Origin of the sequence: Candidatus Marimicrobium litorale (assembly GCF_026262645.1) — a bacterium.
Classification (GTDB): Bacteria; Pseudomonadota; Gammaproteobacteria; order Pseudomonadales; family Halieaceae; genus Marimicrobium; species Marimicrobium litorale.
Map to the genome: position 1 here is coordinate 3,224,962 of NZ_SHNO01000001.1, position 12,522 is coordinate 3,237,483.

General features: G+C 52.0%; 10 protein-coding genes. 8 read left to right on the top strand and 2 right to left on the bottom strand.

The features are described 5' to 3' along the window. The first annotated feature begins 195 nt into the window (after positions 1 to 195). The 6 genes from EYC82_RS14620 to EYC82_RS14645 all read left to right on the top strand — a co-directional run bounded on the left by EYC82_RS14620 (position 196) and on the right by EYC82_RS14645 (position 7,545). Positions 196 to 849 (top strand): TetR/AcrR family transcriptional regulator, encoded by a 654-nt coding sequence (locus EYC82_RS14620; protein ID WP_279250281.1) that lies wholly within the window; start codon positions 196 to 198, stop codon positions 847 to 849. A gap of 144 nt (positions 850 to 993) precedes the next feature. Further along, complete coding sequence (locus tag EYC82_RS14625) at positions 994 to 1,374, top strand: META domain-containing protein (RefSeq protein WP_279250282.1); 381 nt, start codon at positions 994 to 996, stop codon at positions 1,372 to 1,374. Between the two features lie 666 nt (positions 1,375 to 2,040). Continuing rightward, complete coding sequence (locus EYC82_RS14630) at positions 2,041 to 3,939, top strand: glycoside hydrolase family 2 protein (protein ID WP_279250283.1); 1,899 nt, start codon at positions 2,041 to 2,043, stop codon at positions 3,937 to 3,939. A 228-nt stretch (positions 3,940 to 4,167) separates the two neighbouring features. Further along, a complete protein-coding gene (locus EYC82_RS14635; protein ID WP_279250284.1) occupies positions 4,168 to 4,752 on the top strand; it encodes a hypothetical protein in 585 nt (194 codons plus the stop codon). Positions 4,753 to 4,946: 194 nt separating this feature from the next. Beyond that, entirely contained in the window at positions 4,947 to 5,987 is a 1,041-nt protein-coding gene (locus EYC82_RS14640; protein WP_279250285.1) for a Coq4 family protein, read from the top strand. Positions 5,988 to 6,207: 220 nt separating this feature from the next. Beyond that, positions 6,208 to 7,545 carry a cytochrome P450 gene (locus tag EYC82_RS14645; protein WP_279250286.1) on the top strand — a complete coding sequence of 446 codons (1,338 nt, stop codon included), beginning with the start codon at positions 6,208 to 6,210 and terminating at the stop codon, positions 7,543 to 7,545. Positions 7,546 to 7,595: 50 nt separating this feature from the next. Here EYC82_RS14645 and EYC82_RS14650 read toward each other — a convergent pair whose 3' ends face one another. Next, positions 7,596 to 8,555: an alpha/beta hydrolase family protein gene (locus EYC82_RS14650; protein WP_279250287.1), complete on the bottom strand. Its 960-nt coding sequence runs from the start codon at positions 8,553 to 8,555 to the stop codon at positions 7,596 to 7,598. Positions 8,556 to 8,821: 266 nt separating this feature from the next. Between EYC82_RS14650 and EYC82_RS14655 the strand changes: the two genes are divergently transcribed. Next, entirely contained in the window at positions 8,822 to 9,889 is a 1,068-nt protein-coding gene (locus EYC82_RS14655; protein WP_279250288.1) for an NAD(P)H-dependent amine dehydrogenase family protein, read from the top strand. 136 nt (positions 9,890 to 10,025) lie between these two features. On the opposite strand, the gene ypfJ is transcribed toward EYC82_RS14655, so the two are convergent. Beyond that, the gene (gene ypfJ, locus EYC82_RS14660; RefSeq protein ID WP_279250289.1) at positions 10,026 to 10,925 is read right to left on the bottom strand and encodes a KPN_02809 family neutral zinc metallopeptidase; all 900 of its coding nucleotides are present in this window, start codon (positions 10,923 to 10,925) and stop codon (positions 10,026 to 10,028) included. Positions 10,926 to 11,006: 81 nt separating this feature from the next. On the opposite strand from ypfJ, the gene EYC82_RS14665 reads away from it, so the two are divergent. Continuing rightward, the gene (locus tag EYC82_RS14665; RefSeq protein ID WP_279250290.1) at positions 11,007 to 12,470 is read left to right on the top strand and encodes a helicase HerA-like domain-containing protein; all 1,464 of its coding nucleotides are present in this window, start codon (positions 11,007 to 11,009) and stop codon (positions 12,468 to 12,470) included. The last annotated feature ends 52 nt before the right edge of the window (positions 12,471 to 12,522 follow it).

Below are 12,522 nucleotides of genomic sequence, written 5' to 3' on the forward strand. Positions count from 1 at the left end.
TGCGGAATCACGCTGTCGTGGCTTACACCCATTTGCGCTGGTGTCACGGGATCCTATAAACTTGATCAATGGCAAATATAGTGACTGTAAATTGTCTAGTCAACAATTTTATGGCAGGATGGAAGGGTTGAACGGCGATGATAAAACGTGCATAACGAAGGCTGTCGCGCTCGCTGCCAGTAGAAGGATCCCATCATGGCCCATACCCCGTCACACAGGGCGGTCTTGCCCAAAAAGCGTGTCCGCCGTACTCAGGAGCGAGCTGAGATAACGCGAGGCAAATTGATAGATGCGGGCAAGGAGCTTTTTTCCAAACAGGGCTTCGACGGAGTGTCCGCGAGGGAGATTGAAGTCACCGCTGGTGTGAAACGTAACTTGCTGGCCTATCACTTTAGCGACAAGGAGACGCTTTGGAAGGCTGTCGTTGATGCCATCTACGGTGTAATGAAGTCGGAGTTCGATCAGAGACTGGCTGTTTTGAAGGAAATGTCGAGCAGCGAACGACTGGGGTTCATCGTGCGTTTCTACGTTTATTTTCATGCCCGGCATCCGGAACTCAGCCGCCTGATGAGTCAGGAAGCAACACAAAATAGCTGGCGCATGCTTTACATGATAGATAATCATATCCGTCCTGCGACCGCGGCTATGGAAAAGCTGGTCAAGGAAACCCGGGGTCTGGATAGAGAAGCGTTCGTCCATTGGTACTACATAATGATAAGTGCGACCGCGACAATTTTTTCATTCGCTTCCGAGTGCCAGGCACTGTTTCACGTAGATCCGTGCGAGGAGAGCATGGTGGAGGCGCACGCCGATATGTTAGTCTCGATGCTAATTAATACGAGTGACTGATCCGGTCACAGATGTGTCTCGAGGTTTATTCGCACTGGCTACTTTTGGCGGATTTGAAGAGAGAAAACGGTGTCTCAAAAAATATTTTCATTTTCCAGCGCGCTCATGTCTCTCGTTGTTGCACTCACTGCCGCAGCGTGCAGCATGAAAAACGTTGATGATGCGGCTCTCGCCGAGTCCAGTTTGGTCGGCAACTCTTGGTATGTTGAGTACATTCATGAACGGCCAGTGATTGACCGCAGTCCTGCTTATTTTCTTTTCGATAAAAACGGAACGTTGAGGGGAAATGCCAGCTGCAATCAATTTGTGGGTAAATACGAGCTCTCGCATGGTCAAGTCACGTTGTCTGAATTAGCGACAACTAGGCGAGTGTGCATTGAGTCGCTGGGCGAGCAAGAGAGGCGATTTCTGTCGGCCGTTAGTGATGTTGCGAAGTGGAAGATTGAGCGAGGGTTGCTTCTTTTGTTAAGCGCGCGAGGCGAGATCGTCTTTCAGTCTGCCACACACGCGCGAGCAAAAAACTAGCATTCCATTATGCGATGGATACAGCGCTTCTACTAAACGTCTCCTGCAGTGGAGAGCAAGTGGGCTTCGCCTCATTGATCTAAAACCACTTTATAATCGCGGTAATGTCGGTAAAAAACGTCGCTATGGCGTTTGTCGCAGCGACGAATACTAAAAGTGAACCCCGCAATTTGTCCGGCTCAAACAAACAAAAAATGTTACAGGTGAACGTCAAGCGAGAAAAATCGCAAGATTGTTCTCGCCCAGCTAAAAACTCCAAACAGAACGTGCTCACGGGCTAACAATTGAAAGTAAAAAGGGCCACGCAGGTAGATCGAACAGGCGAGAAAAACCCGTTAACGCTAGAGCCGCATCGAATTTCTTTTTAGATGCACGATTTTTCTGTGCTGCCTGGGTGCCTCAACGCGATCCGGACAGGTGTTCGCGAGGGTGCGAGGATTGACCGGGGTCGGTTCACTAAGAGCCATCTAATTCATTGAAATAGTGTAAATAAATGCTTTGGCAACGGATTGCGGCAGTGACGGCCAGCGTTTGAGCCTCAGGCAACCCGATGGCTAACCTACGACCGACGAAACCGTTCGCGGTTCGTGCTTGTTTACTGGCAGGAGGGATCAGGACAGGGTACAGTGGCGCGCTAACGGAATTTGATTCCGGACTGTCAAGCCTATGAAAAGATTTCTCATTGCGGGTGCACTTGCCCTGCCCCTTGTCCTCATCGGGATAATGGTTGTGGTGGGTTACGAGGTCTACACATTTACCCGTCCAGTCGAGGTGACTGCGCTTTCCACGCCCTGGACAGAAAAAGTAAATCCCGACGCCCCTCTCAAGGAATACCCGCGGCCCCAGCTCCGTCGGGATAACTGGCAGAATTTGAATGGCCGCTGGCAGTACTCCATTACCAGCAAAGACGGGGTGCGGCCTGAGAATTTTTCTGATGAAATAATTGTCCCCTACGGCATCGAATCGTCTCTATCAGGTGTGGCAGAGACGCTATTACCGATCCAGCGGCTCTGGTACAAGAAAACGTTTACTGCGCAGGTCATGGATGCGGAAAATCGCCTGCTCCTGCATTTTGGCGCGGTGGACTGGGAGGCGGAGATTTGGCTGAATGGCAGCAGGCTTGGAAGCCATCGTGGGGGTTACGTTCCCTTTAGTTTTGATATCACAGATGCGCTTCGCCCATCGGGATTACAGGAGCTGGTCGTCGCCGTATGGGATCCGACGAACACCGGCCCCGGAGCATACGGGAAACAGCATCTGGTCCCGCATGGCATACGCTATACGCCTGTAAGTGGTATTTGGCAGACAGTCTGGACAGAGGTTGTACCTGAGAGTCGTGTTGAAAGCATGATAAGTGTTACGAATCTGGCAGGAGGAGAAGTAACGCTCAAACTGAAAACGCGTGGAGCAACCTCGAGCGATAATCTGGATATCACGGTTTACAGCGGCAATGAAATCGTGGCACAGGGGCGAGCTTCTGTTATTGAGAATCAGGCCGAATTGCGCATCGCGCCAGAAATTTTACGCCTCTGGTCGCCTGACGACCCATTTTTGTATGACGTTAAAATCGAGCTGGCACGTGACGGGATCACGCTGGACTCTGTGACTAGTTATTTTGGTGCCAGGGAAGTGATGACGGCAAAAGATAGTCAGGGAATCACCCGTCTGTTTTTGAACGGACAACCCATTTTTCACCTCGGTCTACTCGATCAGGGTTGGTGGCCGGATGGTTTGTATACTGCGCCTACTGACGAAGCGCTTGCATTTGACATTGAAGCAACGCGACGAATGGGTTTTAACACCATTCGTAAGCATGTAAAGGTTGAGCCGGCACGCTGGTATTGGCATGCGGATCGAATCGGGGTGTTGGTCTGGCAAGATATGCCAACAGGCGATGGGGGGGGTGAGCGGTATGGTCAGGTTTTTCGACAGGCCCTCGATATTTTTTCAGCCCACTCGACAGGCAAGCCCTTGAGGAATCTTGATCGGTCAGTGGAGTCAGAAGCGCTGTATAAACAAGAGCTGAAAGAGATAATGGATTATCTTGAATTTTTTCCGAGTATTGTGGCGTGGGTCCCTTTCAATGAAGCATGGGGACAGTTCGATACGGATGAGGTGCTTGCCGAGGTAAAGAAGCGCGATCCACACCGCATAACCGGCGGTCCCAGTGGCTGGTTTGATACAGGTATCGGAGATGTACTCGACTTGCATGTTTATCTCCGTGAAGCAGACTTCGTCGAAGAGCTCCCGAATGGTCGGGCAGTAATATATGGCGAGTTTGGTGGTCTGGCCTTGCCTATAGAGGACCATATCTCTGCGGTCGATGGCTGGGGCTATTCCAATTTTGATGACGATAAGGATTTCGAAGGCGCATATCTGGCGGTACTGTCTATAATAGAAAGCCTGAGGCCGAGAGGTCTGGCAGGCGCCATATACACGCAGACAACAGATGTGGAGAGCGAGATTAATGGGCTGATGACTTACAACAGAATGGCGTTCAAGATCGCGCCAGAAAAATTAGCTGAAATAAACCAGCGATTGACCGTTCCTAATGGGCCACCATGATTGCCCAGAAAACAAGAGGGTTCTGCCCTTCGGACGCTGTCAAAGAAATTGAGCTTCGATAGCGTGCTCTCGGCAATCATTAAGGCGGTATGCAAGCTTATTTGCTCGTGCAGTTTCAGCTGGAGCCGCGTTAAATTAGCAGGGTTTTTTAGTAGCCGCCCTGGTTGCGCCAACATCGAGGAAAACTGAATGTCCCCCGAGCATCTTCGCGTAATATTGGTCGTATACATGAGCGCACTATTACCCTTGGTGATACTGCCCTGGCTCAGAAGTCGCAACAAGGTTCCCGCCTGGGCGACTAGCGTCTATGTAGGTAGTTTCTTGCTGTGTGCGTTCGGCTGGGAAATCTGGTTCACCTACGGGTTAGTGGCTGGTGACCCTGTGGATTTGCGCCGGACTGATGTGTTGACTCAGTTTTTGCCGATTCATATTAACTGGTTGCTCAACTCTCTGGCGGATGCGGGTGCTATCACGCTGGTTGGATTATGGCTTATGTGGCTCACTGCGGGAAAGAATGCTCAGGTCTTCCAGTCGTGGCACTGGGGGGCATTTGCAGTCTTTATGCTTTGGTGCCTCGGCCAGAATATTTTAGTCGAAATGTTCTTGTATCATGATCAGCTTGCTGCGGGGAAGCCACTGTCCTGGGCGCCGCTTGCGCCCGGAGGCCCCTGGTTGAACCCTACTTTGTTTCAGTTCAGTGACCGCACCATAACGTTTCAAGGTCAGGTGCCCTGGTTGTTGGCGCCATGGCTAATTTATGCGGGAGTCATTGCGCTCGCCCGCAAGGACAACAGCGCGCATGATGGTAGCTGAACATCCGTCGCCCGATTGACTAACGTCAGTCGATTAACTTGGCGAGAGTTCTGTGCGCGATTAACTGGATAGAGCCACTGAACCCGTGGCGAGTTGTAATAATCTTGGAGATAGAGGAAAAATTCGAGCGCCGGGCCCGGGTTGATTTTTTCTCACCGTAGGGGTTTTACTGACGATTTTTTTCAGGAGGAGTCATGAGCAGCCGCGATAAACTACAACAACTTACGCGTTACACCGACAGTGACACCATTCAACGAGCGGTTGCAGATGCTAAGCGAGGCCGGCGAGAGGGGCGTTTGCAGCTGACCGCCGCAATGGCTTGGGCCGCCTTTGCCTGCCCCGATGCCTGCCCCGCTATCTGTGACGCTATTGCGAGCGCATGGCTTGGTCGAGGCCCCATACCAGAGGTGCCCCGGGGGCTCCCCGAAGCGCCTATCGAGGCGACGTTTTGGGAGACATTCTGGGCTACCGTAGACGGTCCTGAGGAAGGCTATGATGCCATTAGTATCACGGTTGCGGTCGCTGCACTGGGCGACGCCCTGCACGAGGACTTTGGCACCCTTGCCGAGCAACATGCTCTGAATCATCCTGGTGCTGCTGCCGCACAGCGTAATCCAATTCCGGGCTATACGGATATGAGTCCGTTGGCGACTTGCCCCGAGGACAGTCTTGGTTACGCGCTGCATCGCCTTATTCTCGATAATGGATACGATCCAGAGGTATTGAAGCGGGACGACATTGGTTTGCAGGAGCTGCCGCGCGCCTTGCATTACCTGAATGCAAGGATTCTGCAGATGCACGAAGTGTGGCACTTGGTGGCGGGCTATGAAACCACGTCCTCCGGCGAGATCGCTATTTCCGGATTTCAGCTCGCACAGTTCGGGCATAACTATTCATCGATGTTTCTTGCCGTCGGCATGGCAATTGGTGCGTTTAAAGAGCCCCATGGCTTTAACGTTGCGATGCAAATTATCAGTGAGGGCCTGGAGCATGGGCGTAACAGCCCGTGCATGATGGATATTAACTGGGAGGATGAATGGAATAGTTCCCTGGAAGACATTCGCGCCAAATATAATATTCCACGTTACAAGAGTGTGTTTCCGCAGGATATTATCGAGACAGCTACTGAGGCGCCCCTGTGGCGGCGCGTTCTGCCGATACTCAGGCTACTGCATTTTAACCTGTGTCTCCGACGAAACGCGCTGCATATCGAGACTCAACTCGTTATGCAGTGAATGGGAATGGGGGCGTGGTTTTTTAAGCGTGTGAGCCACTTTCCGAGGATACGGTGAATGTCACGCATCGCAGGTAGCCATCAGCTTGAGTGCTGCCAGTCTCGCTGAGAAGTTCACCCTCCCTGTATGACAGCTACCGACGCTGAAGAGGCTGTTTTCCTACAAGCGCTTTATTCCAATACTGAAAGATTCCAAGTATGTTGTGTAAACTCAGCGCGGGGTGCGCGGCGCATCATCGCATTCAATAAGCAGTGTTATTTTTTTCCTCACAGCAGAGTACACTGCAACACCAGAAAATCTCGCAATTAAGGAACACACTATGGCTACTTGCCCATTCCAGAATCTGCTCGACCCTGATCTCTATATGGATGGAAATCACCACCGGGTGTTTGCGGATGTTCGGGAAAAGTCTAATGGACTGGCATTCATAGAGGACCCTCTGACCGGAGTTCCCTATTGGGCAGTCACCCGGCGCGAGATTGCGGACTACGTGTGCAAGAACCCTTTGTTGTTCTCCAGTGCAGCTAAAACCATCTTGCCTAAAGAGATGCCTGAAGAGGAAATTGCTCTTTCCCGCTTAATGCTTGTCAATATGGATCCTCCCGAACACGTCAAATATCGAAGAATCGTGCGAAATGCATTTACTCCGAAAGCTGTTGAGGGATACGAGGAGCGTTTTCGAGAAGTCGCAAAAGAAACCATTGAACGTGTTGTCACTAAACAGCACTGCGAATTTGTCACCGAAGTGGCGGCGGAATTACCGTTGATCGCAATAATGTCATTGTGCGGTATCCCTATGTCCGATAAGAAAAAGTTTTTCGACTGGACAAACACCATGATTTTTACCGAAGACGAGGACATGAGCGGAGGGGAGGGTGTGGCTGCGTCTCAGGCCGCAGCTATTGAGGTCTATGCATATGCTGAAGAACTTGCCAAACGGCACGAATCGGAGCCGCTGACAGACATTGTCGGAGCCCTATTAGATGGAAAGGTAAACGACGAAAAGCTCACGCCTGAGGAATTCCAGCTTTTTTTCTTAATGCTTATTGCTGCGGGTAATGAAAGCACTCGCTCCGTAATCGCTCATGGCATGCGTCTGCTAATAGAGCACCCAAAACAGTTACAGAAACTCGTTGATGCCCCTGAGCTCATCCCGTTTGCAGTAGAAGAAATGCTGCGCTTCAACCCCGCCTTTGTCCAAATGCGCCGCACGGTGATGGAGGATACAGAAATTGACGGTCGTCAGCTTAAATCAGGGGACAAGATGGTGGTTAATTGGCAGGCTATTAATCACGACCCCGAGATATTCGAAAATCCTGAAGAGTTCGACGTAGAGAGGTTTAGGAAGCGACCAGAGCTTACAAGCCAACACAGGGCGTTCGGAAATGGAGAGCATTTTTGTATCGGCGCTCATATGTCACGGCTTGAAATGAAGGTTATGTTTGAGGAGCTGATACCAAGGCTTCGAAACCCCACGTTTGCGGAGCCAGTGAGCTTTGTCCGAGATTTTTTCGTGAATGGTATCAAGACAATGCCGATCAATTTCGAAGGGCGTTGATGATTTTTTCACCCAGTGTTTCTTCTGTCTAACTGATGCTCTTAGTAAAATTATTCGAGTTCTGCGTAGACCAGGACATCTGTGCTGGTCTGCGCCAATTTATTTTTCAGAAAGTCCTGTGCAGCAATTCGGTTTTTTTCTTCTCTGTTAAATACAGAGGTCAAGTAAGCAAAAACCGAAAGTCTTACTAAGGCCTGCTGTCGCTCTTGCTCCATGCCCGCCCCAATGTTTACTTCGTTGGAGCTGGTAAAACCTACATGTCCTCCTCCTTCAAGGGTAATCAGGTACTTTGGCCGGTTGGCGGCCTCATAGATAGCTAGCCCTGAATTATAGGGAATCAATATGTCCTCTGTGCCGTAAAGGGCTAACAGGCTGATGGCCGGATTTATGGGAGGGGATTCGCTTCCTAGCGCCGCCATCAAGATGACGGCGTCTATTCTGGCGTCGCTATAAAGTGGATCATAGGCAAGAAGATAAGTGGCGGCACCACCAAAAGAAAACCCTCCCACAGCGACTTTATTGTCATCAATACGGTTCAGGAACATAGCCTCTGTATCATTCTCACCTAACACTGCATCAATCAGAAAACTTACATCCCCCGGATGATTCACCAAGTCCCCGGTACTGGCCAACGTGCTGCCCGTGCTGGGAGCCACTACTACATAACCATGACTTGCCAGATGAGGCGCGAGATAGGGCCATGTTGCCGGTGCGTTATCTTCGATCCCATGCACCAATGCCACGAGCGGGAATCGTGCGTCACCGCTGATCAATGCGGCACCCTCTTCGGCGCTTGTGAGCTCGTGATTTTCGCCGTTGGCGGGGTACCAGAAAGTAGCCGTCACGTCACGGCCTCGCGCCGCATCGCGTATGACGACATTTGTTCGCTGGCCGACATTCAATGGCCCAGGGGCGTCTTTGAACGAGACAAGGTCAAGTGCGCTCTCGTTGCTACTATCACTGCAAGCGATGAGGATCATGGCTAAAACGGATATCAGCAGGTGATTCATGGAGTCTCCGGTAAATAATCTCCGAGTAACGTAAGTTAGCAAAAAATGGCGAGAAGCGTATGAAAAATGAAACTACCTACGGGTTTTCGCTGGCTTTGTTCGTAATCAGGACGCATTTTTCTCTTTGAGGTAAAAATAATCGCTAAGATCGAACAATGGGCGCGGTCTGAAAAATGATGTGGTTGCAAGCCTGCGGGGGATGTTCCCCGGAGCGAGAAAACGAAAATCAAAATTGACCCTGCTGAACTAACGTAACAGGAGCTACCATGCCATACAAAGTTGTCACCTGGGGTACCGGCAATGTTGGAAAATACGCGATCCGTGCGGTTGTAAATCATCCGGAGCTAAGCCTTGTCGGGCACATAGTCAGCAGTGACGACAAAGCGGGAAAGGACGTTGCCGAACTGGCGGACCTTGATGCGCCCACCGGTGTGCTTGCCTCTACCGACATCGACGCGATGCTGGCCCTGAAACCCGACTGCGTATGCTACACAGCGCATTCTGAGACTCGCATGATGGAAGCGGCCAAGGATCAGGCGCGCTGTTTGCAGCAGGGCGTCAATGTAGTGGCGAGTTCCCTGTTCATGCTGCAAGAACCGGACAACCCGGATGTTGCTTTCTTGGCGGAGCCGGTCAAGGCTGCTTGCGACGAGGGTCAGACTACCTGCTTCAATAATGGCATTGATCCCGGGTTCGCCAATGATACGATGCCTCTGGTGTTCACGGGCCTGTCAGAATATTGGACCAGCATCCGTATGCAGGAAATCATCAACTATGCCACCTATGAGCAGGAAGATACTATCCGGGAAGTCATGGGGTTTGGCTATCCCATCGACCATGAGTGCATGCTGTTTGCCCCTGGCGCCTTGTCACTGGGCTGGGGTGGCGCGGTCCGATCCGTTGCCGCCGGGCTGGGAGTAGAGCTGGAGAAAGTGTATGAGGTCCATGAGCGTCTGCCGCTGGATGCCGACACTGAAAACGCAATGGGCATGTTCAAAAAGGGCACGACAGGTGCCATGCGCTTCGAGGTGCGCGGCGTTATTGATGGTAAAGATGCGATCGTGTTAGAACATATCACCCGGATTACTGATGACATTGCCCCTGAATGGCCGCAGGGCAAAGGCTACCGAATTACCATCGAGGGTGAGCCAAAAATGGTAGTCAATATGGATATGGAAGACAAGCACGGTGACCATGCTGTGGCCGGAGTGATACAAACGGCGACTGCTATCGTGAATGCCATTCCGGCCGTCGTGGAGCATCAGCCCGGTTTGGTGTCGGCCTTTAATTTACCGAAAATATCAGGCAAGGGGCTTTACCGGGGTTCGGCTTAAATGCCGATTCATAAAGTACGAACACCTGCCGGTCTTGAGCACTCGTTCCATGTCAGTTCGCGTGCTGAACAAACGTGCAGCAGCGGAACAGTGGGGGATAGGAAGATCAGCGCGTCAGGCGATTCAGGGCCTCTTTCTAAAGGTGTTCTGCAGAGAAGGTATCACAGGCGTTGAGGTCGCCGGTCTCAAAGCCAGCCTTGAACCAACGCATCCGCTGGGCCGACGTGCCGTGGGTAAAGCTGTCCGGCACCACTGCCCGTCCCGCCTCGCGTTGCAGGCGGTCGTCTCCGATGGACGCCGCCGCCTGAAGAGCCTCTTCAAGATCGCCAGGGTCTAGCATTTGGCGCTCGCGACTGGCGGCATGACCCCAGATGCCGGCAAAACAATCTGCCTGGAGCTCCTGACGTACAGAGAGCGCGTTAACTTCCGCCTTGCCGCGACCCTCACCTGCCTGCTGCACCTGCTCACTTATGCCCAATAGCGTTTGCACGTGGTGTCCGACTTCGTGAGCGATTACGTAAGCCTGCGCGAAATCCCCCGGTGCTCCATGCCGTTGCGCGAGATCCTGAAAAAAAGACAGATCAAGATAAAGTTTCTGGTCACCGGGGCAATAGAATGGGCCGACCGCTGCACTGGCCCGACCGCAGGCAGAGCGCACACTACCGGTAAACAAAACAAGCTTAGGATAACGGTATTCCCGCTGCATTTGCGAAAAATACTGCTGCCAGGTCTGCTCGGTATCGCCCAGCACCACAGAGACAAAATCGACCATTTCGTCGTCGCCTGCGGCTTGCCTTGGTGGAGCCTGACTATGACCGGATTGTTCACCGGTCAGCAGTGAAAGGGTATCCAATCCCAGTATCTGGCCGCCGAAGATAACCACGACACCACCGATAAGTAGGATGCGGCCCACTTTGCTGCGCAGTAGCACGGGTAACACTCGCAAGAGTGCCGGGGCTGCGCTGGCACCCATGTGAGTGCCGTTTCCTCTTCTATCTTCGACATTACCGCTGCGTCTTCCGCGTTTCCAGCGCATCGCATATTCCTGTCGCCACCTTATCCGTGGTTCACTATACTGGATGCCGGTTCAACAGCCCATCACCAGGTTAAACGAAACATGACGGAAGGTATTCTCATTGGCGGCTCCGATGCCGGACACGTCGCGCTTAATCCCCGCTATGCCAATCGTCACGGACTGATTGCGGGCGCTACCGGCACAGGTAAGACCGTAACGCTGCAATGCCTGGCCGAGGGTTTTTCCGATCTTGGGGTCCCGGTTTTCATGGCTGACGTGAAAGGAGACCTTTCAGGTATATCACAGGCGGGCACAGCGAATCACAAAGTAGAAGAAAGGGTACAACAGATCGGCATTAAGAATTATGCGCAGCGGGGTTATCCCGTGGCGTTCTGGGATCTTTTCGGAGAGAAGGGGACGCCGATTCGTTCTACTATTTCCGAAATGGGGCCGCAGCTGATGTCGCGGCTGCTGAATCTTAATGAAACTCAAGAAAGCGTTGTTACGCTTATATTTCAATATGCCGATGAGCAGGGCATGTTGCTGGTAGATTTAAAAGACCTGCGAACCTCACTGGAATTCCTGAGTGAGCATCGCAAGGAAATGGGCCCGGGCTATAACGTCTCTACAGCGTCTATCAATGCTATTTTGCGCCGCCTGCTGATGCTTGAACGAGAGGGGGGTCAAAGCTTTTTCGGTGAACCCGCTCTCCAGTTACAGGATTTTATACGCACCTCTCGCGATGGTCGCGGGATGATTAATATTCTGGCGGCTGACGCTTTAATCATGAATCCAAGAGTCTATTCAACCTTTCTTCTTTGGTTACTGTCCGAGTTATTTGAGACACTACCGGAATTGGGAGATCCAGAGCAGCCTGTGCTGGTGTTTTTTTTCGACGAGGCTCACCTTCTATTCCGCGATGCACCGAAAATACTTTTGGAAAAAATCGAGCAGGTTGTGCGTCTGATTCGTTCAAAAGGCGTTGGTATCTATTTTATTTCCCAGAGTCCAGGTGATATTCCCGACAGTGTACTTGGGCAATTGGGAAACCGCGTGCAACACGCACTCCGCGCCTACACCCCGAAGGAAAGAAAGGCTGTCAATGTCGCCGCGCAGTCATTCCGTGAAAATCCTGCTCTCGATACCGTGACCGCTATCAGCGAGTTAGGCGTGGGTGAAGCGCTGGTTTCTACGCTACAGGAGAAAGGTATACCGGCGCCGGTGCAACGTACACTGGTACGTCCACCCAGCTCGCGTATGGGGGCAGCCACTGCGGAGGAGCGTGCGCTCATTATCGACGCTGATATAAATCAAAAGCGCTATGCGGAGGCCATCGACCCACGTTCGGCGCATGAAATATTAATGGAGCGCACTGCTATGCGGCAGAAAGAAGAGCAGGAAGCGGATCTGGCTGAGCGTTCTGCCAAGGCCGACAAGTCGGTCAAAAAAAGTTCCAGGACTCGCGAGAGCGCCGGCGAAGCTTTCTTAAAAAGTGTCGCTCGCGCCGCGGGAAGCAGTTTGGGGCGCAAATTATTTCGGGGTTTGCTTGGTTCTCTTCTCAAGTAGAGAGTCGGGCTGACGCCGCTAAGGTAGCGGTCGAAGTGGCGGTTAAAAAAGC

Excerpts from the sequence above, each read along its gene's own strand:
- EYC82_RS14620 (WP_279250281.1), top strand. The coding sequence starts at position 196 with ATGGCCCATACCCCGTCACACAGGGCGGTCTTGCCCAAAAAGCGTGTC.
- EYC82_RS14625 (WP_279250282.1), top strand. The coding sequence starts at position 994 with ATGAAAAACGTTGATGATGCGGCTCTCGCCGAGTCCAGTTTGGTCGGC.
- EYC82_RS14630 (WP_279250283.1), top strand. The coding sequence starts at position 2,041 with ATGAAAAGATTTCTCATTGCGGGTGCACTTGCCCTGCCCCTTGTCCTC.
- EYC82_RS14635 (WP_279250284.1), top strand. The coding sequence starts at position 4,168 with ATGAGCGCACTATTACCCTTGGTGATACTGCCCTGGCTCAGAAGTCGC.
- EYC82_RS14640 (WP_279250285.1), top strand. The coding sequence starts at position 4,947 with ATGAGCAGCCGCGATAAACTACAACAACTTACGCGTTACACCGACAGT.
- EYC82_RS14650 (WP_279250287.1), bottom strand. The coding sequence starts at position 8,555 with ATGAATCACCTGCTGATATCCGTTTTAGCCATGATCCTCATCGCTTGC.
- EYC82_RS14655 (WP_279250288.1), top strand. The coding sequence starts at position 8,822 with ATGCCATACAAAGTTGTCACCTGGGGTACCGGCAATGTTGGAAAATAC.
- ypfJ (WP_279250289.1), bottom strand. The coding sequence starts at position 10,925 with ATGCGCTGGAAACGCGGAAGACGCAGCGGTAATGTCGAAGATAGAAGA.
- EYC82_RS14665 (WP_279250290.1), top strand. The coding sequence starts at position 11,007 with ATGACGGAAGGTATTCTCATTGGCGGCTCCGATGCCGGACACGTCGCG.